The 23,265-nt window shown below is 70.9% G+C and carries 25 protein-coding genes; 13 read left to right on the forward strand and 12 right to left on the reverse strand.

The features are described from left to right. The first annotated feature begins 207 nt into the window (after positions 1 to 207). The 6 genes from ACIBI5_RS48760 to ACIBI5_RS48785 all read left to right on the forward strand — a co-directional run bounded on the left by ACIBI5_RS48760 (position 208) and on the right by ACIBI5_RS48785 (position 4,970). A complete protein-coding gene (locus ACIBI5_RS48760) occupies positions 208 to 381 on the forward strand; it encodes a hypothetical protein (protein WP_379620108.1) in 174 nt (57 codons plus the stop codon). Positions 382 to 554: 173 nt separating this feature from the next. Then, complete coding sequence (locus ACIBI5_RS48765; protein ID WP_397257779.1) at positions 555 to 1,415, forward strand: SDR family NAD(P)-dependent oxidoreductase; 861 nt, start codon at positions 555 to 557, stop codon at positions 1,413 to 1,415. 10 nt (positions 1,416 to 1,425) lie between these two features. Beyond that, positions 1,426 to 1,908, forward strand: coding sequence for a MerR family transcriptional regulator (locus ACIBI5_RS48770; RefSeq protein ID WP_397257781.1), 483 nt, complete (start codon positions 1,426 to 1,428; stop codon positions 1,906 to 1,908). 62 nt (positions 1,909 to 1,970) lie between these two features. Continuing rightward, positions 1,971 to 3,104, forward strand: coding sequence for a catalase family protein (locus ACIBI5_RS48775; protein ID WP_397257783.1), 1,134 nt, complete (start codon positions 1,971 to 1,973; stop codon positions 3,102 to 3,104). Positions 3,105 to 3,120: 16 nt separating this feature from the next. Further along, positions 3,121 to 3,660, forward strand: coding sequence for a hypothetical protein (locus ACIBI5_RS48780; RefSeq protein ID WP_397257785.1), 540 nt, complete (start codon positions 3,121 to 3,123; stop codon positions 3,658 to 3,660). Next, a complete protein-coding gene (locus tag ACIBI5_RS48785) occupies positions 3,657 to 4,970 on the forward strand; it encodes a Dyp-type peroxidase (RefSeq protein WP_397257787.1) in 1,314 nt (437 codons plus the stop codon). The genes ACIBI5_RS48780 and ACIBI5_RS48785 overlap by 4 nt, the downstream gene beginning before the upstream one ends. On the opposite strand, the gene ACIBI5_RS48790 is transcribed toward ACIBI5_RS48785, so the two are convergent. Together ACIBI5_RS48790 and ACIBI5_RS48795 are read right to left on the reverse strand one after the other, a co-directional pair. After that, on the reverse strand, positions 4,927 to 5,154 hold the full coding sequence (locus ACIBI5_RS48790) for a hypothetical protein (protein ID WP_397257789.1): 228 nt from the start codon (positions 5,152 to 5,154) through the stop codon (positions 4,927 to 4,929). The two genes, ACIBI5_RS48785 and ACIBI5_RS48790, sit on opposite strands and share 44 nt — an antisense overlap. A gap of 22 nt (positions 5,155 to 5,176) precedes the next feature. Beyond that, positions 5,177 to 5,926, reverse strand: coding sequence for a glycosyltransferase family 2 protein (locus ACIBI5_RS48795; RefSeq protein ID WP_397257791.1), 750 nt, complete (start codon positions 5,924 to 5,926; stop codon positions 5,177 to 5,179). 176 nt (positions 5,927 to 6,102) lie between these two features. On the opposite strand from ACIBI5_RS48795, the gene ACIBI5_RS48800 reads away from it, so the two are divergent. Beyond that, the gene (locus ACIBI5_RS48800; RefSeq protein ID WP_397257793.1) at positions 6,103 to 6,981 is read left to right on the forward strand and encodes an RNA polymerase sigma-70 factor; all 879 of its coding nucleotides are present in this window, start codon (positions 6,103 to 6,105) and stop codon (positions 6,979 to 6,981) included. A 104-nt stretch (positions 6,982 to 7,085) separates the two neighbouring features. Further along, positions 7,086 to 8,408 carry an FAD-binding oxidoreductase gene (locus tag ACIBI5_RS48805; RefSeq protein WP_397257795.1) on the forward strand — a complete coding sequence of 441 codons (1,323 nt, stop codon included), beginning with the start codon at positions 7,086 to 7,088 and terminating at the stop codon, positions 8,406 to 8,408. 3 nt (positions 8,409 to 8,411) lie between these two features. On the opposite strand, the gene ACIBI5_RS48810 is transcribed toward ACIBI5_RS48805, so the two are convergent. Next, the gene (locus tag ACIBI5_RS48810; RefSeq protein WP_397257797.1) at positions 8,412 to 8,957 is read right to left on the reverse strand and encodes a YciI family protein; all 546 of its coding nucleotides are present in this window, start codon (positions 8,955 to 8,957) and stop codon (positions 8,412 to 8,414) included. 90 nt (positions 8,958 to 9,047) lie between these two features. On the opposite strand from ACIBI5_RS48810, the gene ACIBI5_RS48815 reads away from it, so the two are divergent. The 3 genes from ACIBI5_RS48815 to ACIBI5_RS48825 are packed head-to-tail and all read left to right on the forward strand — an operon-like array spanning position 9,048 to position 12,210. After that, the gene (locus ACIBI5_RS48815; protein ID WP_397257799.1) at positions 9,048 to 10,124 is read left to right on the forward strand and encodes a TetR/AcrR family transcriptional regulator; all 1,077 of its coding nucleotides are present in this window, start codon (positions 9,048 to 9,050) and stop codon (positions 10,122 to 10,124) included. After that, positions 10,121 to 10,720 carry a transcriptional regulator gene (locus tag ACIBI5_RS48820; RefSeq protein WP_397257801.1) on the forward strand — a complete coding sequence of 200 codons (600 nt, stop codon included), beginning with the start codon at positions 10,121 to 10,123 and terminating at the stop codon, positions 10,718 to 10,720. The genes ACIBI5_RS48815 and ACIBI5_RS48820 overlap by 4 nt, the downstream gene beginning before the upstream one ends. Further along, the gene (locus ACIBI5_RS48825; RefSeq protein ID WP_397257803.1) at positions 10,714 to 12,210 is read left to right on the forward strand and encodes a pyruvate, phosphate dikinase; all 1,497 of its coding nucleotides are present in this window, start codon (positions 10,714 to 10,716) and stop codon (positions 12,208 to 12,210) included. The genes ACIBI5_RS48820 and ACIBI5_RS48825 overlap by 7 nt, the downstream gene beginning before the upstream one ends. Positions 12,211 to 12,213: 3 nt before the next feature. On the opposite strand, the gene ACIBI5_RS48830 is transcribed toward ACIBI5_RS48825, so the two are convergent. The 3 genes from ACIBI5_RS48830 to ACIBI5_RS48840 are packed head-to-tail and all read right to left on the reverse strand — an operon-like array spanning position 12,214 to position 15,539. Further along, complete coding sequence (locus ACIBI5_RS48830) at positions 12,214 to 12,801, reverse strand: histidine phosphatase family protein (protein WP_397257805.1); 588 nt, start codon at positions 12,799 to 12,801, stop codon at positions 12,214 to 12,216. A gap of 48 nt (positions 12,802 to 12,849) precedes the next feature. Continuing rightward, the gene (locus ACIBI5_RS48835) at positions 12,850 to 13,977 is read right to left on the reverse strand and encodes a MalY/PatB family protein (RefSeq protein ID WP_397257807.1); all 1,128 of its coding nucleotides are present in this window, start codon (positions 13,975 to 13,977) and stop codon (positions 12,850 to 12,852) included. Beyond that, positions 13,974 to 15,539, reverse strand: a complete 1,566-nt coding sequence (locus tag ACIBI5_RS48840) for an APC family permease (protein WP_397257809.1) — start codon at positions 15,537 to 15,539, stop codon at positions 13,974 to 13,976. Before ACIBI5_RS48840 ends, ACIBI5_RS48835 begins: the two co-directional genes overlap by 4 nt. A 68-nt stretch (positions 15,540 to 15,607) precedes the next feature. Between ACIBI5_RS48840 and ACIBI5_RS48845 the strand changes: the two genes are divergently transcribed. After that, positions 15,608 to 16,534, forward strand: a complete 927-nt coding sequence (locus ACIBI5_RS48845) for a LysR family transcriptional regulator (protein WP_397257811.1) — start codon at positions 15,608 to 15,610, stop codon at positions 16,532 to 16,534. Between the two features lie 9 nt (positions 16,535 to 16,543). Here ACIBI5_RS48845 and ACIBI5_RS48850 read toward each other — a convergent pair whose 3' ends face one another. The 3 genes from ACIBI5_RS48850 to ACIBI5_RS48860 all read right to left on the reverse strand — a co-directional run bounded on the left by ACIBI5_RS48850 (position 16,544) and on the right by ACIBI5_RS48860 (position 19,416). Beyond that, entirely contained in the window at positions 16,544 to 17,548 is a 1,005-nt protein-coding gene (locus ACIBI5_RS48850) for a CU044_5270 family protein (protein ID WP_397257813.1), read from the reverse strand. Next, positions 17,545 to 18,129, reverse strand: coding sequence for an RNA polymerase sigma factor (locus ACIBI5_RS48855; RefSeq protein WP_397257814.1), 585 nt, complete (start codon positions 18,127 to 18,129; stop codon positions 17,545 to 17,547). Before ACIBI5_RS48855 ends, ACIBI5_RS48850 begins: the two co-directional genes overlap by 4 nt. An 81-nt stretch (positions 18,130 to 18,210) precedes the next feature. Next, entirely contained in the window at positions 18,211 to 19,416 is a 1,206-nt protein-coding gene (locus ACIBI5_RS48860) for a cytochrome P450 (protein WP_397257816.1), read from the reverse strand. Between the two features lie 198 nt (positions 19,417 to 19,614). Here ACIBI5_RS48860 and ACIBI5_RS48865 point away from each other — a divergent pair, with 198 nt between their 5' ends. Continuing rightward, complete coding sequence (locus ACIBI5_RS48865) at positions 19,615 to 20,283, forward strand: helix-turn-helix domain-containing protein (protein WP_397257818.1); 669 nt, start codon at positions 19,615 to 19,617, stop codon at positions 20,281 to 20,283. 7 nt (positions 20,284 to 20,290) lie between these two features. Here the strand turns inward: ACIBI5_RS48865 and ACIBI5_RS48870 are convergent, their stop codons facing one another. The 3 genes from ACIBI5_RS48870 to ACIBI5_RS48880 form a co-directional block, all read right to left on the reverse strand. Continuing rightward, complete coding sequence (locus ACIBI5_RS48870) at positions 20,291 to 21,253, reverse strand: cupin-like domain-containing protein (protein WP_397257820.1); 963 nt, start codon at positions 21,251 to 21,253, stop codon at positions 20,291 to 20,293. Positions 21,254 to 21,364: 111 nt separating this feature from the next. Further along, positions 21,365 to 22,033, reverse strand: a complete 669-nt coding sequence (locus ACIBI5_RS48875) for a response regulator (protein WP_397257822.1) — start codon at positions 22,031 to 22,033, stop codon at positions 21,365 to 21,367. Beyond that, positions 22,030 to 23,214, reverse strand: coding sequence for a sensor histidine kinase (locus ACIBI5_RS48880; RefSeq protein WP_397257824.1), 1,185 nt, complete (start codon positions 23,212 to 23,214; stop codon positions 22,030 to 22,032). The genes ACIBI5_RS48875 and ACIBI5_RS48880 overlap by 4 nt, the downstream gene beginning before the upstream one ends. Positions 23,215 to 23,265 lie beyond the last annotated feature (51 nt).

The raw sequence follows: 23,265 nt of genomic DNA on the forward strand, positions 1-23,265 counted from the left end.
CCCCCGACCTCGCCCTGCTGGCCGGCGACGTCATCGTCGTCGTCGGCACGGCCGAGTCCACCGCGGCGGTCGCCGAGATCCTCGCCACCGGATAGCCGCGCCGGACCGGCCGTGACCTTCCGGCCCGAAGCGAGATGACTCCTGTCACCAGCGGCTGGTGACAGCGGCCTCTACGCCGGCGGCACCCCTCTGGCCGATGATCGAACCATGACGAACAAGGACACCTCCTCCCCCAACTGGACGCTCGGCCTCTCCTCCGGACTCGCCATCGGCATGGGCCTCGCCGCCGCCCTGAACGACATCGTCCTGGGAATCGCACTCGCGCTGTGCTTCGGAGTGGCCCTGTCGTACGCGCTGGCGCCCAAGAAGGACGAGGCCTGACGAGGCCGACCTGGCCATCTTCGTCGGCTCCGTGCACGACGACACCCTGCTGCGGCCGGGGTCGCGCTCATCGTCGGCGGGGTGCTGGTGGTCGAGCTGGGCGCGCGGTCGGCGCGCTGAGCGCCGGTCGTCCATTTGCGTTCGAGCGCGCTCGAAGACATAACGTCCCCGGCATGACATCACAGACCTGGATCATTACCGGCGCCTCCCGTGGTTTCGGCCGCGCGCTGGCGGAGTCGGCGCTCGCCGGAGGCGACCACGTGGTGGCGGCGGTGCGGCGGCCCGAGAGCGTCGCCGATCTCGCGGCCGCCTACCCGGACGACTTCCTGGTGGCCGAGTTCGACGTCCGCGACGTGAATGCGGCCGCGGGCCTGGTGCGTGCCACCCTCGACCGCTTCGGCCGGATCGACGTGCTCGTGAACAACGCGGGCAGGGCCGTGGTCGGCGCGGTCGAGGAGGTCGCCGACGCGCAGTTGCGTGAGCTCATGGACCTTCACCTGTTCGGCCCCGCCGCGCTGGTCCGGGCGGCGCTGCCCGCGATGCGCGCGCGGGGCGCCGGGACCATCGTGCAGATGAGCAGCCAGGGCGGGCGGATGTCGTTCCCCGGCGTGTCCACGTACTCGGCGTCGAAGTTCGCCCTCGAAGGGTGGTCGGAGGCGCTGGCCGGGGAGGTCGCGCCGTTCGGGATCCGGGTGATGATCGTCGAGCCGAGCCGGTTCAGGACCGACTTCAACGCCGCCGACGTGCTGGAGTTCGCCGAGACGTCGCCGACGTACCGTGAGGTGCTCGCCGGGGTGCGCGCGGACATGGCCGGGACCGACGGCCGCCAGGAGGGCGACCCGGCGCGCGCGGCCGAGATCATCGTCTCCCTCGCGCACGGTGACGACGTGCCGCTACGGCTGCCGCTCGGACGTGAGGCGGTCGAGCGCATCTCCGGCGTCCACCGGCGCGGACTGGCGGAGGTCGAGCGGTGGGCGGAGACCGCGCGCAGCGCCGACTTCGAGGACGTCCCGGCATCGGCCCGGCCGATTTAGGCTGATTGTCATGGCCACCGACGACCTGATGACCAGGGCACTCGAGATGATCGGGGACGACGGCCCGCCGTCGGTCGAGGCGATCCACCGCCTCGCCGACCTGGCCGACGTGCCCACGCCGATGACGATCGTGGAGGTCGCCGACCTGCTCGACATCTCGCCGCACACGCTGCGCTACTACGAGCGCGCCGGGCTGGTCGAGGTGGCCCGCGACGGCAACGGCCATCGGGTGTACGACGACCGGGCGGTGCGGCGGCTGGTGTTCCTCACCCGGATGCGGTTGTCCGGAATGCCGATGCGCGACCTTCAGCACTACGTCGCGCTCGTCGACGACGGGGCCGGGACAGTGCCAGAACGGCTCGACATGCTGCTCGAGCACCGCGACACCATCCGCCGCCGGATCCGGGAGCTGACCCTTTCGCTCACGGCCGTCGAATACAAGATCGCCACCTACGGAGGCGAGACCGGGCCCGACGTCCACACCAAGGTTTGAACGACGCCTCAGGCTAACGAGCCGCGAAGCAGGGCAGATCATCCCCCGCGTCGGCAGGGGAGATGACAGTGCGTCCCATCAGGTATTCGGCCGAGATCGAGCCCCAGGAGCCGGGCTTCGAGGAGAGCCGCCAGAAGGCCATCGACATCGTCACCGAGTTCGAGCGGAACTCGGTGGCGGGAGAAGGCGTCAACCGGGCCGTGCGTTTCGCGCATGCCAAGGCGTACGGCCTGGTCAAGGGCACCTTCGAGATCCTGGACGGCCTCCCGGCCGAGTACGCCCAAGGCGTCTACGCCCGCCCCGGCATCCACGACTGCGTGGTCCGCTACTCCAACGGCCTCGCTCACCTGGGGATCGACCGGGCATTGGGCAACGTGGTCGGGATGGCGACCAAGGTGTTCGGCATCGAGGCGGAGACCACGCTGGAGGACGAGCGGCACACCACGACCATGGACTTCAACATGATCAACGGCCCGTTCTTCTTCTGCAACACCGCACTGCACTACCGCTTTCTCGCCAAGCTCTTCATCGACATCCCGAAGTACCACGCCGGCGGGAAGAAGGGCACGCACCAGATGTTCCACGACTGGGTCACCGGCTACGGCACCCTGCCGCCGGACGAGTGGGCGTGGGACGAGCTCGGCGCCTTCATCCGGCTCGGTTCGCAGGCCCGCTGGCAGAACCTGCTGCTGTCGACCTTCTGGACGATGGGCGCGGTACGGCACGGTGACCACGTCGCGAAACTCCGCATCACCCCCACGCCCGTCTCCGCGGGGGCGGTCACGAACCGCGACCTCGACCCGGCGGCGCACGACGAGGTGTTCCGCCCCGCGCTCGTGGACGAACTGTCCAGGCACGGCGCCGAGTTCGACTTCCAGGTGCAGCTGTGCGCGTCGCTGGAGGAGATGCCCGTCGACGACCTGACGGTGGAGTGGCCGGAGCGCCTCTCGCCGTTCGTCACGGTCGCCCGGATGCGTTTCCCGCGCCAGGACATCGGCGGTGCGGACAATCTGGCCGCCGCCGACGTCGTCTCGTTCACGCCGTGGCGCTGCGGCGCCGAGCACGTCCCCGTCGGGAGCCTGCAGCGCCTGCGCAGGGAGGTCTACCGGCTCTCGTCCATCGAACGGCACCGCCTCAACGACCAGGTCCGGGCCGAACCGGACAGCGTCGCCGACGTCCTCCCGCCGACACCCTGAGGGAAGGAATCCGATCATGCAGCAGGACTATGTCCCGATCTCTCCCGGCGTCACCGCCGAGGAGATCGGCAAGTGGACCCAGCCCACCCGGCGGCAGACCGACGGCGTGGGCCTGCGGGTCGGCAACAAGGCCGAGTTCACGCTGGTGGCGCCGGTGAAGCCGGGCGGAGCGGAGATCTTCCGCGAGCGGGTCAAGAAGGCACAGATCGAGGCGGCCTATTGGGAGGGCAAGCTCGGCACCGTCCACGACCTGCGCGTCGCCCTGATCAACGACGGCACGCAGATCCTGTTCGCCGCGAGCTACAGCGACGAGTTCAAGCCGTACGTGGTCGACGTCATCAACTTCGCCACGCCGTGGATCGACCACATGTTCGTCGACGTGGCCGAGGGCTATCCGGGGCTGGGGTCGCCCGACGCGCTGGCGTACATCGCGAAGCACCAGGTCGAGGCGAGCGTCTGGTACGCCTCGAACGAGCAGGCCAGCGTCCGTGACATCGCGCGCGGGCAGAAGGCGCTCACCTCGCTCAACGACCTCCTCGACGCCACGCAGGCATGAGCGAGATCCGGCTCGACCTCGGCGACATCCAGGGAACGGTGCTGAGGCCAGGTCCGGCGGCGTACCGGGGGGCGTTCCTGCTGTTCAGGATCGACGACGCGGCGGCGGCCAGGGCGGCGCTCCGCGACGTCCTCGGCTCCGTGACCTCGGCCGCCCACATGGACCGGCCGCGCCCCTTCACCTTCAACATCGCCTTCACCCACACCGGGCTGGAGAGGCTGGGCGTGCCCCAGGAGTCCTTCCCCCGGGAGTTCCGGGACGGCATGGCCGCGCGCAAGGACGTCCTGGGCGACGTGGGCGACAGCGACCCCGCGCGCTGGGAATCTCCGCTGGGCACCGGTGACGTGCACATCGGCATCGTGATCATCGCCGGGGACGAGGCGGACCTCGAACGGCCGCTCGCGCTGGCCGCCGACTTCAAGGGCGTGTCCCAGGTGTACCGGCGCGATGTCCATCTGCCGCCCGGCGGCAAGGAGCATTTCGGGTTCCGGGAGGGGATCGGCGGGCCGTACGTCGTCGGCAGCGGCATCGACGCCCTGCCCGGCCAGGACCACGTGATGCCCGGCGAGTTCATCCTCGGCTACGAGGACGGATCCGGCCGGGTGGCCCCGCTGCCCGAGCCGGAGATCCTCACCCGTAACGGCACCTTCGTCGCCTTCCGCCAGTGCGCCACGCACGTGGCGGAGTTCCGCCGCTACCTGAAGGAGCACGCCCGCTCGCCAGAGGACGAGGAGTTGCTGGCCGCCAAGATCGTCGGCCGCTGGCGCAGCGGCGCCCCCCTCGCCCTGAGCCCCGACCACGACGACCCCGGCCTGGGCGCCGACCCCCACCGCAACAACGACTTCACCTACGACGGCGCCGACCCCGACGGCCTGCGCGTGCCGCGCGGCGCCCACATCCGCCGCGTGAACCCCCGCGACTCCCTGACCGGCACGATCGTCGACACCCGAATCCACCGCATGGTGCGGCGCGGCGCCCTCTACGGCCCGCCCCTGCCCGAGGGCCGGACCGACGACGACGGCGTCGAACGCGGCCTGATCTTCATCTTCATGGGCGCCAGCCTGACCCGCCAGTTCGAGTTCATTCAGCAGGTATGGATCAACAACGGGGACTTCACCGGCCTGGGCACGGAAAGGGATCCGCTGGTCGGCGCCAACGACGGAACCGGCGTCCACACCATCCCCGCCCACCCCCTGCGCCGACGCCTGACCGGCTTGCCGCGCTTCGTCACGGTACGGGGTGGCGAGTACCTCTTCATGCCCGGTCTCACGGCTCTGGACTGGATCGCCACCCGGACTCCGGCGGGATGATCCCCCACCTGTCCCGCTCCCGCAGCCGCCGCCCGTGCTCGTCGGTCTCGACGAGGCTCGCCACACCCGCGAAGGCGATGTCGATCGTGGTGGTCCCGGACGTCTCCCGGCCGCTGCGCAGCAGCAGCTTGGAATGCGTCGGCACGTACACCCACAGCCGGAACCTTCGGTCGGGATAGTCCACGATCTCCATTCTGGGACCGCGTTCAGGTGGTGACCTGGGCCCACATGGCGCGTACCGCCTCGGCGCGCTCTTCGACCAGCCGCATGCGCAACTCCCGTTCGAGCTTCGCGTAGTGCTCCGTCCGCGCGGTCTCCTGCCCCGGCCACTTGCGGTAGAGCAGGCCGACCTCGCTGTGGAACCAGCCGTGGCTGATCACGCTGGCCGGGACCAGCAGGCCGGTGTCGTCGGAGCCGGGGATGCCCATCCACCCGCCCAGGGCGACCGCCAGTTCACGCCGGACGCAGATGGTCGTGGGGTGCACGGGGAGCCGGTAGTCGTTCCCGCGCCAGTGGTCGTAGACGAACCCGGGTTCCAGCCGCCCGCCGGGCGGATCGCTGTCGAAGGCGACCGCGGAACCGTCGGGCAGCAGGTCCAGGACCCGGGACGTCGTCCACCGCACGAGCGGATCCGCCGCCAGCACGCCGATGTCCCTCATCAGCACATCCGGCATGAGCACGTCGTCATGGTCGAGATTCTTGATCAGCTCGCCCCTGGACCGCGCGAGCGCGAGATTCCGTGTCAGCGCGACCCCGCCCCGGCGCCCCGTCGCGAACGTGACGATGGGGTCGCGCGGAAGGATCTCCATGGCCGCGCCCGTGGCGCCGTCCTCCTGGATGACCCACTCGACCTCCCAGCCGTCCGGCAGGCGTTGCGAGCGGACGGACTCGTAGGCCGCGAGGAGATGGCCGGGAACCGGGTTGTAGCTCGGCGTGACGATGGAGACGAGGGGCACGTGGCCGACCCTAGTGGGGCTTGGCGCCGGGTGCGCCGGCCAGGGTCGGCCCCTACCTGTGGTGGTCTGGTGCCGGTGGGGTACACGGCGATGTGACGTACGCCACGTCACAACGTGGTAGGTACCGGCGTCTTGTGCACGTACGCATGGCCGGAGGAGAACAGGTGGGGGCAGCGATGAACGAAGCGGCGACCGAGGCGTTCGTGACACACCGCAATCTGCTGTTCACCGTCGCCTACGAGATGCTCGGCTCCGCCGCCGACGCGGAGGACGTGCTCCAGGAGACCTGGCTCAAGTGGGCGGGGGTCGACCTTGACGAGGTCCGGGACCGGCGGGCGTACCTGGTGCGGATCACCACGCGGCAGGCGCTCACCCGCCTGCGCGCGCTCGGCCGGCGCAAGGAGTCCTACGTCGGGCAGTGGCTGCCGGAGCCGCTGCTGACCACGCCCGACGTGGCCGAGGACGTCGAGCTGGCCGACAGCGTGTCGATGGCGATGCTGCTGGTGCTGGAGACGCTCACGCCGACCGAGCGCGCGGTGTTCGTGCTGCGCGAGGTGTTCGACCTGGACTACGACGAGATCGCCGAGGCCGTCGACAAGACCCAGGCGGCGGTCCGGCAGATCGCCCACCGGGCACGGGCCCACGTGGCGGCGCGCCGGCCTCGGGGACGGGTTTCCCCGGCCGAGACCCAGGACGCGCTCAAGGCGTTCCAGCGGGCGGTCGCGACCGGCGATCTGCAACGCCTGCTCGACATCCTCGCGCCGGACGTCGTGCTGCTGGGCGACGGCGGCGGAGTCGTCCAGGCCGTGCTTGAACCGGTCGTGGGCGCCGGGAACGTGGCTTCCCTGCTCGCCGGGTCGAGCAGGTTCGGCGATGTCGCGGCGTTGCGGCCGTCGCAGGTCAACGGCCACCCGGCGCTCATCTTCCGGCTCAACGGCGAGATCGACACCGTCCTCGCGCTCCGCATCGACGACGGTCTCATCACCGGCCTGTACGCCGTGCGCAACCCGGAGAAGCTCTCTCACCTGGAGCAGGAGACCAGCCTGCGCCGCTAGAAGCCCGTATGGCGTATGTCACACGGCCATGCCGTCACAGAATCCGAATTGGCGGCATCTTTTGGTCATACAGTGCGTAACCCACCCAAACCCTGGAGCAAGTCATGAGTTCAGTGCTGGATTTCGGCGGCGACATCATCGAGCCGGGCGCACCGGAGTACGAATCAGCCGGCCGCTCACTGCTGGCCGCGGGCAGTCCGGCGTACGTGCTGCGACCCAAGAGCGTCGCGGACGTGCAGGCGGGGGTGAGGTTCGCCGCCGCGGAGGGCCTGTCCCTGTCGGTACGCGGCGGCGGCCACAGCTTCGCGGGCTTCGGCACCAATGACGGCGGCGTCGTGATCGACCTCGGCATGCTGGCGAACGTGGAGATCACCGACCCCGTCCGCCACCTCGTGCGGATCGGCGGCGGCGCCACCTGGGGCCAGGCCGCGGCCGCGCTGGCCCCGCACAACCTGGCGATCTCCTCGGGCGACACCAAGAGCGTCGGCGTCGGCGGGCTGACGCTGACCGGCGGCATCGGCTGGAAGGTCAGGAAGTACGGCCTGGCCCTGGACAACCTGGTCGCCGCCGAGCTGGTCACGGCCGGAGGCGAGATCGTACGGGCCAGTGAGCGGGAGAACCCGGAGCTGTTCTGGGCGCTGCGCGGTGGCGGCGGCAACTTCGGGATCGTGACCGCCTTCGAGTTCGCGGCGCACGTGACGACGGAGGTGTTCTTCGGCGCGATCACCTTCCCCGCCGCGGAGGCGTCCGCCGTGCTCCAGGGCTGGGCGGACCACCTCCGTGACGCGCCCGAGGAGCTCACCTCCCTCGTGAGCCTCGCCAATCCGGGCGCCGGTGGCCACGAGGCGCCGGTCGAGATCGCCGTCGCCTTCGACGGCGACGACCCGGACCTCGCCGCGGCGGCGATCGACCCGATCCGGCGGCTCGGCACGGTGATCGGCGACACCGTCGCGCTGATGCCCTACGCGGACGTCCTGGTGGACGGCGGGACCCCGCCGCCCGGCATCCAGCTCGTCACGCGAGGCGCGTTCGTCGAGAAGGAGTCGGTGACCTCGGCCCTGCGGATCCTCACCGAGGTCGGGACGTCGCAGGGCTCGCCGCTCATCGTCGTGCGCGGCGTCGGCGGCGCGGTGGCGCGCGTGGCCGACGACGCCACCGCCTACGCGCACCGCCGGGCGGAGCTGATGGTCGTGACGCTCACCGGGGGCCCCAAGCCGGTCGTCGAGGCCGGCCGTCCCGCCTGGGACGCGATCTGGGAACGGCTCGCACCGCACGTCAGCGGCGCGTACGCCAACTTCCTCGCCTCCGCCACCGAGGAGGACGTCGCCGCGATCTACCCGAAGGAGACGTACGAGCGGCTGGCGGCGGTCAAGCGGGACCACGACCCGGGCAACCTGTTCGCGGGCAACCACAACGTGCGCCCGTAGCCGCTACCGCCGGCCGCCGAACTCCCAGTCGTGGACCTCGATGCCGGCGTACCGGTCCCGGGTCAGTACGGCGCGCGCCGCATCCGGGTCCGGCGCCCGGATCAGCAGCGCCGTACCCACCCAGGTGCCGCCGTCGTCGGACAGCAGCGGCCCGTAGGCGATCAGCTCGTCCCGGCCCGAGGGGTCCAGATCGGCGGGCCGCCCGGAGCCGAGACCCAGCACCAGGTACCGGTTGCCGCCTTCCCCGCCGCCCGGGAAGTCCCACATGGTGCGCCCCAGCACGTTGCGCCATCGGCGTACCACCACGTCCCGGTACACACCGGCCTGGTAGTTGGGCTCGTCGAAGGCGAACGCCCGCGCGGTCGCGGCGTCGGGCAGGTCGACGATGTGGACGCTGCCGCTGGCCGTCTCGGTGCCGCGGACGAAGGTCGGGCCGCGGGCGATCAGCTCCTTCGTGTACCCGTCCATGTAGGACCAGTGCGCTTCCAGCAGTTCGTCGCGCAGCGCGGCAGAGTCTGGCCGATCCCGGTGATAGCAGAAGAACTCCATGGCGACAGTACCTATCACACCGATTTCAGATGGCGACAACATTCGGATTCTATGAGTATCCTGGCTGCATCACGGAGAGAAGGAGCGGTGATGGTGCGGCTGACGCGGGTCCAGCAGCAGGCGCGTACGCGGGCTTCGGTGCTGGCGGCGGCGAGGCAGGAGTTCATCGAGCAGGGCTACGTCCTGGCCAACGTCGACCGGATCGCCGAACGGGCGGAGCTGACCCGGGGCGCGGTGTACTCGAACTTCCCCAGCAAACGGGCCCTGTATCTGGCCGTGCTCGTCGAGATGGTGGGGCAGGCCGAGACAACGGAGCCCGCCGGACCGCCGCGGTCGCCGGCCGAGGCGCTGGGCAGGTTCGCCAGAACCTGGCTGGAACGGCTGCCGCTGGTCGACGACAGCGCGTCGGGCGGGCGGCTGCAACTGCGCTCGCTGGCGGGTGTCGTCGAGGACGAGCAGGCCCGCGCCGTGCTGGCGCAGGTCGCCCAGCTGGAGGCGCTGCTGCTGGCCATGGGACTGGAGACCTGCTCATCCCACCGGCAGGTACGGCTGGCCGAGCTCGTGCTGACGTTGCTGGGCGGCGCCGGCTTCCTGGCCGAGATGGCCCCTGGCTTCGGCGACCCCTTCGACCGGGCGCGAGCCTGTGAGCATCTGGCCGGGCTCGACTTGGCCGACACGTGGGCGCCGCCGCATCTGCCCTTCGTGACGCCGGCCGTACCGTGTCAGGACGCTTGGACACCGCCGGAGGGGTTGCCGGATCTGATCACCGGTGACCGCGTCGACCTCGGCGCCGACGGTGTGGTGGCGGTGCTGGGGGCGCACCGCGTGTCCGCGGCCGAGGAGGCCGTCCGGGCGACGGGGCCCGGCGAGCGGGTCACAGTGGTCGTCGTCCCCGGCGACCTCGCCGAGACCGGCGCTCTGGTGCGGCTCAGGATCAGCGACCTCGCCGGTTGCCTGCGGCGCGTCTTCCCGCCCGCCGCCTGGGCGCGCCTGCGGGTGGTCGTCGACGACGGAACCGTCGCGGCCGCCGCCGGCCTGACCGAGGCCGGCCATGAGACCGAAGCCGCCGTCCGCGTCCGGGACGGCATGATCGTCGCTCGGGCCGGTGGGCGGGGCGCCGCCCACGCGGCCGCGGACCACCCCACGTCGCGAAAGGCCACGACATGACCCGCACCGACCTGCTGGTGCTGCACACCCTGCGCTGCGGCGGACATTCCGGTCTCGCCCGGGTGTCCGCGACCACCGGCCTGGACGAGTCCGCGGTCGAGTCCGAGCTGATCGACCTCGCGGTCGCCGGTCTCGTCACGCACCAGATGGGCGCGTGGGGCCTGACGGAAGCGGGCCGGGCCACCGATGCCGAGTGGATCAACGAGGAGCTGGAGTCCGGCGGCGCCCGCCCCGCGATCACCGCGGCGTTCGAGCGCTTCCTGGTGCTCAATCCGGAACTGCTCGACCTCTGCACCGCCTGGCAGATGCGCTCCGTCGACGGCGTCCTGACCGTCAACGACCATCGCGACCGATCGTACGACGGCCGCGTCCTGGACCGGTTCTCCGACCTGGACCAGCGCGCCGCGGCCGTCTGCGCCGAGCTGTCCACGGCGCTGCCGCGCTTCGGCCGGTACCGCGTGCGCCTCAGGGACACGCTGGGCCGCGCCAGGGCGGGCGAGCTGGAGTACCTCGCCGACCACACCACGTCGTACCACACCGTCTGGGCCGAGCTGCACGAGGACCTGCTCGCGACGCTCGGGATCACCCGGTGGTGAGGTGGGTCAGGCCGCTGTCCGCGCGGTCCGAGGAGAGCGCGCGGGCCGTGGGGGCCAAGGCGAGCGGTCTCGTGGTACTGCACCGCCTGGGCCTGCCCGTGCCCGCCGGGTTCGTCGTCACCACCGAGGCCTGCCGGGCCTATCTTCGCGAAGGCCGTCTTCCTGACGGGCTGACCGGGGAGCTCGCGCTCGCCATGACCGGCCTGGAGGCCGCGACGGGGCGCCGGTTCGGCGGGGCGCGGGCGCCGCTGGCCGTGTCGGTGCGCTCCGGGGCGAGCGTGTCGATGCCCGGCATGATGACCACGATCCTGAACCTCGGCCTCACCGCCGAGGCCACGGCGGGACTGGCGGCCGAGACCGGCGACGCCCGGTTCGCGCAGGACTCACGGCAGCGGTTCCTGTCCGGCTTCGCCGCCGCGCGGGACGTCCCCGACGACGCGGCGCGGCAGCTGGAGCTGGCGGTCGAGACCGTCTTCTCCTCGTGGGAAACGCCGCGCGCCCGCACGTACCGCGAGCTGCACGACATCCCCCACGATCTCGGGACAGCCGTGATCGTCCAGGCGATGGTGTACGGCAACCGCGACGCCCACAGCGGCACCGGGGTCGCCTTCAGCCGCGACCCCAACACCGGGGAGAACGTCCCGTTCGGCGATGTTCTGTTCGGGCACCAGGGCGAGGACGTCGTCTCGGGCCGGTCGCTGACCCGGCCCCTGCGCGAGCTCGCCGACCGCGAACCGGCCGTCTGGGCGGCGCTGACCGAGGCTCTGCGCCGGGTCGAGGGGCACTACCGCGACGCGTGCTACGTCGAGTTCACCTTCCAGGCCGGTGAGCTCTGGTTGCTGCAGGTCCGGCCGGGACGGTTCGTGGGCGGCGCCGCCGTTCGCGTCGCGACGGAGCTGGCCGACGCGCGGCTGATCACGCGCGGCGAGGCGCTGCTGCGGGTCTCGCCCCAACACCTGCCGCACGTACGCACCCCCCGCATAGCCGCACCGGCACGGGCCGACATCCTGGCCCGGGGCGTGGGAGCCTGCCCCGGCGTCGCGGCCGGCAAGGTGGCGACCACGACCGACGCGGCGGTACGCATGGCCGCCGACGGCCCGGTCATCCTGGTCCGTCCGGAGACGTCCCCGAATGACATGCGCGGCCTGGCCGCCGCCGCGGGCATCGTCACCGCGCGCGGCGGTCCGGCCAGCCATGCCGCGGTCGTCGCACGGGCGATGGGCAAGCCCGCCGTCGTCGGCATCGCCGACCTGGTCGTCGACGGCCGCTCCCTGAGCGCCGGTGGGCGCACCGTCGGCGAGGGCACGGTGGTCACCATCGACGGGACCAGCGGCGAGGTGGCCCTCGGCAGCCCGCGCATCGCCACGGACACGGCCGACGCCCACCTGCGCCGGCTGCTGGCGTGGGCGGACGACGTCTCGGGCGAGCGCTCCGAGCGCGATGAGGCCCAGCGCCTCATCGCCGCCCACATCGCTCTGCGTGACTCCTAGATCTCAGGGGCGGACGCCGGGCCCGAACCCCGTCCAGCGCAGGTCGTCCGGGAGGTGGCCCATGTCGTTGTACAGCATCACCGACGGGCCCACGCCGTCGCGATACTCGATCACGGTGAGCGCCGTGTTCCCGCAGGTCAGGCCCAGCCACCGTACGGGCGGCGCGTCGAGGGCGTCCCGGACCAGCCAGGCCACCTGGTAGGCGTGGGTGACCAGGACCTCATGGGTCTCGGCCGTGGCAGGGCGGGCGAAGCGATCGGTCAGGGCGTCGGCGAGCCGCGCGCCCTCGGCCGCCTCCTTGGCGTCGTATCCGTCGAAGAACCCCCTCCACGCGGGCGGCATCTCGGCCGGGACGTGGGGGACGTGGTCCACCAGTTCCGCCGCCTCCCCCACCGGAACCCCCGGCAGGCGGGCGCCGATGATCTCCGCCGAGCTCACCGCCCTGGACAGGGGTGAATGCCAGACGGCGTCCACGGGCAGGCGGGCCAGCCGGTCGGCCAGCAGCTCCGTCTGCCGCCTGCCGACGTCGGTCAGCGCGCCGAAGGGGTCGGCCGCGCCGTGCCGTACCGCGTAGATGTGCCGTGTCGCCATCTCGGATCCCTTCTCAGATGTTCATGAAATCCCGATGTTATAGGCATCCTAAAGCAGACAGGCGATGACGCGGTCGAGGGCGCCGGTGAGCACGTCGGGCGGGGTGGCGAAGTTGAGGCGGACGAAGCCGTTTCCCGCCGACCCGTGGTCGGCGCCGGAGGCGGTGGCGACGCCGGTCCGCCGCAACAGGTGGGCGGCGGGGTCGGCGAGGCCGAATCGGCGCAGGTCGATCCAGGCGAGGTAGCCCGCCTGCGGCTCGACGTATCCGATGTCGAGACCGGCGAGCGCGTCGGTGACCAGCTTGCGGTTGCCGTCCAGGAACCGGACGGCCTCGCGCAGCCACGGCCGCCCTTCGCGGAACGCGGCGACCGTGGCCGTCATGCCGAGCGGGCTCATGCCGCCGACCGCCGCCCTCGGCAGCCCGGCCCAGACGCGCGCGTCGCCCGGATCGCCGAAAACGATCAGCCCGCAGCGCAGGCCGGGGAAGTTCCACGCCTTGGTGGCGCTGATCAGGGTGATGGCGGTCTCGTCGAGCGAGCCGTACGGGATGAAACCGGGCTGATAGCGCAACGGCGCGTGGATCTCATCGCTGATCACCTTCGCGCCGTACCGCGCGGCGAGCGCGGCCAGGGCGCGCAACGGCCCGCCGTCGAGGACGCGGCCGGTCGGGTTGCCGGGGTGGCAGAGCAGCACGCCGCCCGCGCCCGCGCGCAAGGCTCGCTCGATGCCGTCGAGGTCGAGCTCGTAGCCTCGCTCTCCGACGGACATCGGCACCTGTACGGCTTCGCGCCCGGCGACCCGGATCGCGTCGAAGAACCGGCCGTAGACCGGCGTCGGCACGACCACCGGCGAATCAGCCCTGGTCAGATGCGTGATCGACATGATGATGCCGCGCATCAGCTCCGGCAGCAGCCGTACCCGGTCCGGGCCGACGGTGAGGCCGTGCTCCTCGGCGAGCCACTCGCTGGCCGCCTGGGGGACCTCGCTCAGCTCGTCGGCGAGCGGGTAGCCGAAGGCCTGCCGCCGCACGTCGTCCTGGACGGCGGCCAGGATGGGCGCGGCGACCGGCAGGTCCATCTCCGCGACGGTGAGATCGATGATGTCCCGGTCGTACTGCGACCAGCGCTTGTTCCGTCGCGCACGGGATCGCTCAAGGTCCCAGTCGAGGTCGGTCAAACCATGCTCCTAGCTTCTTGCGGGGTCAGGGATCGCTGGTGGCGCAGGCCCGATCGGTGCGCGAGCCACCAGATTCCCGCGCTGAGCACACCCACGAGCACCGAGTCGTACGGCGCGGCGATGACGTCGGCCCCGCCGAAGGAGCCGAGCGCGGACAGGAGGCCGAGCATGACCAGGAAGCCCACCAGCCAGCCGCCCACCGCCCGCAGCTTGGAGGTCCGCACCAGGTAGATGACGAACCCGATCAGCAGCAACGGCACGGCCACCCGGATCTTCTCCCAGGTCGACCAGTAGAGGATGAGCCCGGACAGCACGAACGAGGCGAAGCCCACCGGGATCGCCCACCTGCGCAGCCAGCCCTTCTCCATCGGGGTCGACGCGGCCAGGACGGTCACCGCGACCGAGACGGCTGCGTAGCTGAGCCCGTAGTAGAAGCTGAGCGAGCTGGCGATGGACTTCCAGTTCCCGAACGTGAGCACGATGACCGAGCCGATGCCGACGTTGAGCAGCAGCGCGCGCCGGGGGATGCCGAACCGCGCGTCCACCTTGGCCAGCGCGGCGGGCAGCAGCCCGTTCTGCGCGGCGCCGTAGGTGTAGCGGCCCTTGACGCCGATGCCGATCAGCAGGCTGCCCGAGGGCGAGAAGATCGCGTCGGCGAGCAGGACGGTGGCGAACCACGACAGGCCGAGCAGGGTCGCGAGCGAGGCGAGCGGCGAGTTGAGGTTGATCCCGTGCCACCCGCTGCCGAGCAGGCCGTTGGGCAGCGAGAAGATCATCACGGCCTGCAGGCCCATGTAGAGCACGATCGTCCCGGCCAGCACGATCAGCGTGGCCCTCGGCACGGTGCGGCGCGGATCCTTCGCCTCGCCGGACATGACCGCGGCGGCGTTGATGCCGGTGAAGGAGTAGACCAGGCCGCCGCCGACCACGGCGGTGAGCGCCGCCGAGACGCCGTAGGGCGCGACCCCGCCGCCGGTCGCCACGTTGGTGGTGTCGAAGCCGCTGGCCAGTAAGAGGATCACGGTCAGCGCGGGGATCACCACTTTGATGGTGGCCACGACGTTGTTGACCCGGGCGAGCAGTTTGATGCCGAACAGATTGATCGTGCAGAAGAACACCAGCAGTCCGGCGGCGATCAGCCGTCCCGGCCAGCTCAGCGACTCGCCGGACATCACCCACGGCAGCCACTTGGCCGCGTACTGCACGACCGCCGTCGACTCGCTCGGCCCGGCGCTGACGGCCTGCAGGAACACCGCCCAGCCGACCACGGCGCCGACCAGCGGGCCCGAGGCCAGCTGCGGCCACCGGACGTTGCCGCCGGACATCGGATGGCGGAAGGCGAGGTCGATGAAGGCCAGCGACACCAGTGCGGTGGCGACGGAGGCGATCGTCCAGGACAGGAAGGCGGCGGGGCCGGCCGCCTTGGCCGCCGTGTACGGCGCGAGCAGCCAGCCGGAACCGATGACGCTGGAGAAGGTGATCAGGGCAAGGGACGTGGTTCCGAGGCCGCGCCGCAGGCGCAGATCCTCGTCCGGCGAAACGGCCGACAGCGTCTCAGACATGTCCTGAACTATTGACGATGACCCAATTGCCTAGGTAGACCGGAAATGTCGAGGTCTAGGGTTAGTCTATGCCTATGTCCCTCCCCGGCTTCGACGGCACAGGACACAAGGTCGAGACGATGGACCTCGTCGTGTTCACCACGGTCGTCCGCACCGGAAGCCTCGGCGCCGCCGCCGCCGAACTCCGGCTGTCGATGCCGTCGGTCAGCGTCCGGATCGCCTCCCTGGAACGCAAACTCGGCGCCCCGCTGCTCGTGCGCAGCGCCCGTGGAAGCACGACCACCCCGGCCGGCGAGCGCCTGAACGACTACGCCCAGCGCTGCCTCGACCTCCTCGACGAGGCCGCCATCGCGGTGACGGCACACGAGACCCAGCGGCTCGTGCTCGCCGCGCCCGCGAGCCTCGGCGACGTCGTCTTCCCCGCCGCGCTCGCGGCGGTCGCCGGCAAGCCGATCACCGTGCACTGCCGGGTCGCGCACAGCGGCGAGGTCGTCGGCCGCCTGGCCGACGGCAGCGTGCACGCCGGATTCGTGATGCCGAAGGTGCCGCTGCGCGCGTTGCGGTCCGAGCCGATCAGCCGCTCCCCGCTGGTCGCGGTCTGCCGCCCCGACCACCCCCTCGCCGGTCGCCGGCGCCTGCGGGTCGACGACCTCGCCAGGACCGGCGTCATCGTCTACCGCTGGGGCCGCGACGCCCAGGAACTCGCCGCCTCCCTCGAACACCCCGAGCGCGGCCTCGACGCCCCGATCCACACGACCGGGCTGCCGTCGACCGCGCTCCGGATGGCGCTCGACGCGGGGTTCGTCGCGGTGGTGCCCCGGTTCGTCGCGGCGCGATCGGTGCGCGACGGCGACACGGCGCTCCTGCCGCTGGGGTTCGGTGGGTGGCGGGTCGACGTGCAGTTCGTGTACGCCTCGGCCACGGCCGACCGGCTGGGTGTGCGGACCCTGCTGGACCACCTGCCCGCGATCCGGGCCACGTTCGACCAGAACTGACCTGGGACGTCAGCAGGCCCTCGCCTCCGCGACATGTGGCATCGTGTCGACGATCTTGGCCTCCAGCATCGCGACGGCGGCGCGCAGCACCTCCGCGCCGTCCGGCCCCTCGGACAGGTTTCGCCAGCCGAGGAAACGATAAGTGCCGGGCTCGAAGATCAATTCGGTGCGTTCCCGGCCGTCCGGGCCCTGGTAGTCGATCGAGGCGCCGATGCCCTGCCGCCCGGCCGGGTCGGTGAGGTCGGTGCGCATGGTGGCGGCCGGCAGCTTGGACAGCGCGCCGAACACCGCCTCGCGCAGGCCGACGCCGGGGAAGGGATTCTGGGCCAGGGTGATCAGGCGGAAAGCCACCGTGACGTCGACTCGTGGCCCGACCTGGTCCTCGCTGGGCCTGGGCCGTTCATTCCTGACGGAGGCCTCGGCGTCCGCGCGTACCCGGGCGAGCAGTTCGCCGGGGTCGGTGGGCAGGTTCCCGGCGCCGTCCACCGGCAGCACGTCCGCGGCGCATCGCCCGGTCTGGTAGTCGACCGTGCCCGGGGTCGGCATCGTGGAGGGGACCTGGCCTCTGTGGATGCTCCGCCTGCCGTAGGTGGAACGGGTCAGCGCGTTCCCTGGGTCGGCGGCGGGGACCCAGGCCTCGTGGGTGACCTCCTGGGTGTGCTCCCCGTCGCCCTCGACCTCGCTCAACGTGAGAATCCAGTTCTGCTCCAAGCGCTTGACGTAGACGAACTGGCCGGTCTGTGGCGCCGGTTGCCTGGCGGCCGCGGTGGCCGCGTGCTGGAGCAGTTCCGCCGCGTTGGCCGGGGTCGCGCCGCCGTTGGGGCCGATCATGAAGGCGACCGCGGCGACGGTCGCCGCCAGCCCGACCGTGCCCGCCCTGAGCGCGTGCTTGGCGTAGCCGGTACGCGGCTTGCGCCCCGCCGCGAGCAGATCCCTCGCTCTGGCGGTGGCCGTGGCGGAGGGGCCGGGCAGCGCGTCGTACGACGACTTGATCTCCTGTAGGTCCTGCGTCATGACAACTCCTCGATGCCGACGTACGAGCGGAGCTTTCTGCGTGCCCGGTTGAGCCGCGAGCCGACGGTGCCCCGCGGGATGCCGAGCGCCTCGGCGATCTCCTCGTAGCTGAGCTGGGCACCGGCGACCAGCAGAAGCACGGTCCGGTCACCGGGCGAGAGCGCCGCCAGCCCGGCGGCCAGGCTCGGCCGCATGACGGCGGCCGACACCCGCTGGATCACGTGCTCGTCGTGGCTCACGACGTCGGTGACCTCGGCGCTCCTGGCCAGGGCGCGATACCTGCGCGCCTCGGCCCTGCGATGGCCGGCGATCAGGTTGGAGGCGATGCCGTACAGCCAGGCTCGTGCGTCGGGGTGGGAGAGGTCGTAGCGCGTGCGCCCGTGGAAGGCCCGCAGGAACGTCTCGGCGGCGAGGTCGTCCGCCGCCGATTCGCCGAGGCGGAACTGCACGTAGCGATGAATGGCCTGGTGATAGCGATCGAACAGCGCGCCGAACCGCTCGGGGCGGCTCAGCGATGCCTCGATGAGCTGTGCGTCGGTCTCGGTGGTTGGCGGAGCCGACGACGGAAGGGGTGGTGGCATGCCTGCCTTTCGGAGAAACTCCGTGGACACGCCTACTTCGCCGTACCCCCGTTTCGTATTCACGCCTTGGCGCGCCGGGCGCTAGTCCCAGGCGACCGGCAGGCTCTTGATCCCGAAGATGTCGGCGGTCTCAGGACGCAGCACGACCTCTTCAGCCGGTACGGCCAGCCGCAGTGTCGGAAAGCGCTGGACCAGCGCGGCGAAGGCCACCCGCATCTCGATCCTGGCCAGCTGCTGCCCCAGGCACTGGTGGATGCCGTGCCCGAAGGCCAGGTGCCCGCCGTCCTGCCGGCGCAGATCCAGAACGTGCGGATCGGAGAACCGCTCCGGGTCACGATTGGCCGTGTTGTACGACAGGATCACCGCGGTCCCCGCCGCGATGGTCTGCCCGCCCAGCTCGACGTCCTCCAGAGCCGTCCGCATGAACGTCTTGCCCACGGTCAGATACCGCAGCAGTTCCTCCACGGCCCGCTCGGTCAGCTCGGGATCAGCCCGCAGCGCCGCCAGCTGCGCCGGGTTGCGCAGCAACGCGAACGTGCCCAGGGCCAGCATGTTCGCGGTCGTGTCCAGCCCGGCGGCCAGCAGGATCAGGCTGACCCCCCGCAGCTCCTCATCGGTCAGATCACCCTCGATGAGATCGCTGAGCACGTCGTCGGTGGGGTTGGCCCGCTTGGCCGCGACCAGCTCGGCCAGATACGTCTGCACCGCGGTATAGGCCGCGATCAGCTCCTCGTCGGGGGTCTCCCCGTCCATGAACTTCTCGACGTTCGCCTGGAAAGAGCCCCGGTCGGCGTACGGCACGCCGAGCAGCTCGCAGATCATGACGGCCGGAACCGGCTTGGCGAAGGCGGTCACCAGATCGGTGGGCGGCCCGGCCTTCTCCATGGCGTCCAGGTGCTCGGCGGTGACCTGCTCGATCCGCTCGGTGAGCTGCCGCATCCGCCGTACCGTGAACTTGCCCGCCAGCGGCTTGCGGTAGCGGCTGTGCCGCGGATCGTCCATCAGCAGGAACTCACCCGGCGGCGCCGGCGGAACCTCGATGTCACCGAAGTCGATCAGCGGATGATGACGCATCAGCTCCTTGCGCGAGCTGAACCGCGAGTCGGCGAGAACGGACCTTAGCAGGTCGTAGCCGGTGACCAGCCAGCCTTCGTGCCCGTCGGGGAAGACGAACCGGCTGATCGGACCATGGTCGCGCGCCTCGACCAGTTCCTTGGGCGGGTCGAAGGGACAGCCGGGCTGACGCGCCGCCGGCATCGCCGCAATGGTGTGGACAGATTCACTCATGACCTGTCCTCATATCGAGATAGTACGTGTTTGACATGTCTTGAAAGCTACGTTGCATTCGGACAAGCTGTCAACCCGCCCGCGTGCGTTACCCCAGATTTATGCCGATATTTCAGTGCAATGACGTTGCACCCAAACGCAATGGACGTTGCAATGAATGGAGGCGAAGGCAATACTGGCGGCATGCCAGGAGGACGGTTGACCCAGCAGGACCGCGAGCGCATCGCGGCCGGACTCGCCAGCAGGCTCTCCTACGCCCAGATCGCCCAACGGCTGAACCGCCCGACCTCGACGATCAGCCGGGAGGTGGCGCGCAACGGCGGCCCCGGCGGCTACCGGGCCCAGCAGGCGCACCAGGCGTCGGTTCAGCGGGCCAGGCGCGGCACACCGGCGCCCCCGCGTGCGACCGGAACACCGGCCGGCGCTTTGGAACAGGAGATCATCGAGATGGTGGTCAGGACGGGACTGCCGCGGATGACCGCGCGCGTACAACTCGACCTGGCGCTGTCCGAGAACGGCAGGCGCACCGCGGCCGAGCTCACCCGCAGGCTGCGGATCAGCCCGGCCTCGGTATCCGTGGCCGTGAACTCCCTGGTCGAAAGCGGGTTCATCCGGCGCGAGCGCGATCCGCGGCGCCGGCGCGACATCTACGTGCTCGACGACGACGCCTGGTACCACGCGGTCGTGACCAGCGGGCGGCAGACCCTCGAGACCATGCGCGCCACGATGGCCCTGGCCGAGGCGCACGGGCTCGACAGCACCGTGGGGCGGCGGCTGGCCAGGACGGGTGCGTTCCTGGAACAGGTCAGCAAGGACACGATCGAGTCAGCCGATCGCTGGCGTGGCCTCCTGGAGCTCGGCGAGTGACGATCGCTCACTCTTCGCCGTCCGCGGTCCGCTTCCCCGGCCCTGACTTGTGGTAATCCTCCGGCTCGAAACGGCCGTATCGAATCAGGTTGTAGAGGCATTCACCCGTGGAGGGCGGAGTGAAGAAGAAGTTCTTTTGATAGCGCTTGCCGAGCACGCCGTAACGGACCATGTCGGTGGCGGTGCGCGCGACGTAGCGGGGGCCCAGGCGCAGCAGAATGCCGAAAAACGCGCGCGCGGACATCATCGGGCCGAACCAGTGGTTGATGGAGATCGACGGGGACTCCGAGCGCAGGTAGTGCCACCAGCCCCGGGGGATGTAGAGCAGGTCGCCGGGGCCGACCGTGGTGGTGTAGACCCTGGCGCGGGCGAGGCGGGGAAACTGCTCCGCGTCGTAGTGCTCAGGGTCCACCGGGCTGTTGACGATGTTGTCGACGAAGGGGTGGACGAGGTGCGTCTGCCGTACCGACACGAGGACGACCCGCTTGTAGCCGCGGATCTGGGTGAAGACGTTGTCGTTGGCATCGCTGTGCAGCCCTGAGCAGGTGCCGCCCGAGCCGACCCACAGCCTCGTGTCGGTGGCGTGGGTGCTCGGCGGGGTGAGCGGGGTGAAGTCGAAGGCCGAGCCGTACCCGGGGATCAGCTGATCGGGGCGGCAGTATCCCAGGTAGCAGGCCGCCTTCAGGTCGGGACGCTCAGCGTGGTCGAGGAAGTCGTCGAAGGGCATCTCGCGCTCGTACGACTCCTGTCCGCCGGGGAGCAGACCTCCTGACTTGGGCAGTTCGTCCAGCACGGTGACAGGGGTGTCACCTCCGAGGGCCCGCAGGCTGTCGAACGTCCAGCCGGCGGCCTTCCAGCCGTCGATGAGACCGTTGACCTTGATCGGTTGTCGTGCTCTGATCGCCGCGTGCAGGGTGTCCGGCCGCGTGTCGTTGACGGCTGGAATCGGCCTCGTCCTCAGCTGCGCCATTCTTTACACCTTTTCTGTCGCACGGTGAGATGGACAGTTCGGCCCCTAGTCTGCGGAGCCGGTAATTTAGGGTCAAGTGACGCTTCTATTGATAAATAGGGTCGAGAGACTTTATGGCTTGTGTTCCTCACCCGCGGTCACCAAGCCCGATTCATAGGCCACGATGACCGCCTGCGCGCGGTCGCGGACGGAGAGCTTGTCGAAGATGCTGGTGATGTAGTTCTTGACGGTCGAGAGGCTGATGTCGAGGACCTGGGAGATCTCGGTGTTGTCGAGGCCGGTGGCCATCAGGCGCCACACCTCGACCTCGCGGGGCGTGAGTTCGCCCAGGCCCCTGGTGGCCGGCCGCGTACCGTGGGGGGCCCGTACGTAGGTGGCGATCAGCCGGGTGAGCAGGCGGGGCGCGACGGCGGCCTCGCCGGCGTGGACGGTGCGGATCGCCGCGCTCAGCTCCTCCGGGGAACTGTCCTTGGGCAGGAACCCGTAGGCCCCGGCGCGCAGGGCGCCCACCAGGTACTCGTCCATGTCGAAGGTGCTGAGGGCCAGGACCCGGCTGCCGGGCACGGTGGCGGCGAGTTCCTTGGTCGCGGCCACTCCGTCCAGGACGGGCATCCGGATGTCCATGACCACGACGTCGGGGCGCAGCCGCCGGGCGAGGGTGACGGCCTGCGCGCCGTCCTCGGCCTCGCCCACCACGTCGAACGACGGGTCCGGGGAGAGGATCAGCGACAGGCCGCGCCGTACCAGCAACTGGTCGTCCACGATCATGACCCTGATCATCGGCGTGCCCCCTCGTGCTGGACGGCCGCCTCGTCGGACTCGTCCGTGGTCAGCGGCAGGCCGGCCACCACGGCGAACCCGCCGTCGGGCCGCGGGCCCGCGCTGAGGGTGCCGCCGTGCAGGGCGACGCGCTCACGCATGCCGATCAGGCCGTATCCCCCGATCGGTGCTCCCTCCTGGGGTGACGCTCCCCCGCCGTCGTCCCGCACCTCGACGGTGACCCGGTCCTGGGCATAGGTCAGCTCGACGGACGCGCGGGCGGGCCCCGCGTGCTTGCGGGCGTTGGTGAGGGCCTCCTGGGTGATCCTGAACACCGTGAGGCCGACGGTCGGCGGCAACGGCCGCGACGGCCCGTGGACGCTGAACTCGGTCGGCAGGCCTGCCAGACATGACTCCTCCACCAGGCGGCCGAGGTCGCCGGCCCCCGGCTGGGGCTGTGACGGCGTGGCCTCCGGTTCGTCACCGTCGCGCAGCACGGCGAGGAGCTGGCGCATCTCGCGCAGCGCCAGCCGCCCGGAGGCCTCCAGGGTGACCAGCGCGTCCCGGACCACCTCCGGTTCGGCGAGGTTGGCGCGGGCTCCGCCGGACATGAGCTGCATCGTGGTGATGTGGTGGGCCACGATGTCGTGCAGCTCTCGCGCGATGCGGCGGCGTTCGTCGGCCACCGCGCGGTCGGCGAGGAGCCTGCGGTTGGCCGCCACCTCCGCCTGCCAGCGGTTGACCGCCATGGCGGTGCCGACGACGATCAAGGTGGTGAGCGGCGGGATGACGGCGTCCTGCCAGGACGGAAAGCGGCCGATGCTCTGGCTCACCAGCGTCAGCGCCACCGTCGCGACGGCCGCGACCGCCGTCACCCGGCCGGGGCGAGCCCTGGCGACCGCGTACAGGGCGACCACCAGGACGGCGCCGAAGTGCCTGGGCAGCGGCACGATCAGGGTGGCCGCCGAGTCGAGTACCAGGATGGCGGTGAGCGCCGCCACCGAGTGGCGGCGCCGGGCGAGCAGCGGCAGGGCGGCCAGGGCGACGAAGAGGAACCCGGCCACGCTCACGGCGTGCCGGCCGTCGGGGGCGTTGAAGAACGCGTAGCTGAGCAGGTTCATCACGCAGGCGCCGCCGGCCACGAGCGCGTCATTACGCGTCCACGGCGGCTCGGCGTCGTCCGCCTGCCGGGTCCTGAGCATGTGTTCCCCCTGTGTCCCGTCCCCGGACCAGGGTTACACAGCGGCGGCGGT

Origin of the sequence: Nonomuraea sp. NPDC050540 (genome assembly GCF_044457485.1) — a bacterium.
In the GTDB taxonomy this organism is placed as follows: domain Bacteria; phylum Actinomycetota; class Actinomycetes; order Streptosporangiales; family Streptosporangiaceae; genus Nonomuraea.

Bases quoted from the DNA above. Each gene is read 5' to 3' on its own strand.
- ACIBI5_RS48760 (WP_379620108.1), top strand. From the start codon at position 208: ATGACGAACAAGGACACCTCCTCCCCCAACTGGACGCTCGGCCTCTCC.
- ACIBI5_RS48765 (WP_397257779.1), top strand. From the start codon at position 555: ATGACATCACAGACCTGGATCATTACCGGCGCCTCCCGTGGTTTCGGC.
- ACIBI5_RS48770 (WP_397257781.1), top strand. From the start codon at position 1,426: ATGGCCACCGACGACCTGATGACCAGGGCACTCGAGATGATCGGGGAC.
- ACIBI5_RS48775 (WP_397257783.1), top strand. From the start codon at position 1,971: ATGACAGTGCGTCCCATCAGGTATTCGGCCGAGATCGAGCCCCAGGAG.
- ACIBI5_RS48780 (WP_397257785.1), top strand. From the start codon at position 3,121: ATGCAGCAGGACTATGTCCCGATCTCTCCCGGCGTCACCGCCGAGGAG.
- ACIBI5_RS48785 (WP_397257787.1), top strand. From the start codon at position 3,657: ATGAGCGAGATCCGGCTCGACCTCGGCGACATCCAGGGAACGGTGCTG.
- ACIBI5_RS48800 (WP_397257793.1), top strand. From the start codon at position 6,103: ATGAACGAAGCGGCGACCGAGGCGTTCGTGACACACCGCAATCTGCTG.
- ACIBI5_RS48805 (WP_397257795.1), top strand. From the start codon at position 7,086: ATGAGTTCAGTGCTGGATTTCGGCGGCGACATCATCGAGCCGGGCGCA.
- ACIBI5_RS48810 (WP_397257797.1), bottom strand. From the start codon at position 8,957: ATGGAGTTCTTCTGCTATCACCGGGATCGGCCAGACTCTGCCGCGCTG.
- ACIBI5_RS48815 (WP_397257799.1), top strand. From the start codon at position 9,048: ATGGTGCGGCTGACGCGGGTCCAGCAGCAGGCGCGTACGCGGGCTTCG.
- ACIBI5_RS48820 (WP_397257801.1), top strand. From the start codon at position 10,121: ATGACCCGCACCGACCTGCTGGTGCTGCACACCCTGCGCTGCGGCGGA.
- ACIBI5_RS48830 (WP_397257805.1), bottom strand. From the start codon at position 12,801: ATGGCGACACGGCACATCTACGCGGTACGGCACGGCGCGGCCGACCCC.
- ACIBI5_RS48840 (WP_397257809.1), bottom strand. From the start codon at position 15,539: ATGTCTGAGACGCTGTCGGCCGTTTCGCCGGACGAGGATCTGCGCCTG.
- ACIBI5_RS48845 (WP_397257811.1), top strand. From the start codon at position 15,608: ATGCCTATGTCCCTCCCCGGCTTCGACGGCACAGGACACAAGGTCGAG.
- ACIBI5_RS48850 (WP_397257813.1), bottom strand. From the start codon at position 17,548: ATGACGCAGGACCTACAGGAGATCAAGTCGTCGTACGACGCGCTGCCC.
- ACIBI5_RS48855 (WP_397257814.1), bottom strand. From the start codon at position 18,129: ATGCCACCACCCCTTCCGTCGTCGGCTCCGCCAACCACCGAGACCGAC.
- ACIBI5_RS48860 (WP_397257816.1), bottom strand. From the start codon at position 19,416: ATGAGTGAATCTGTCCACACCATTGCGGCGATGCCGGCGGCGCGTCAG.
- ACIBI5_RS48870 (WP_397257820.1), bottom strand. From the start codon at position 21,253: ATGGCGCAGCTGAGGACGAGGCCGATTCCAGCCGTCAACGACACGCGG.
- ACIBI5_RS48875 (WP_397257822.1), bottom strand. From the start codon at position 22,033: ATGATCAGGGTCATGATCGTGGACGACCAGTTGCTGGTACGGCGCGGC.
- ACIBI5_RS48880 (WP_397257824.1), bottom strand. From the start codon at position 23,214: ATGCTCAGGACCCGGCAGGCGGACGACGCCGAGCCGCCGTGGACGCGT.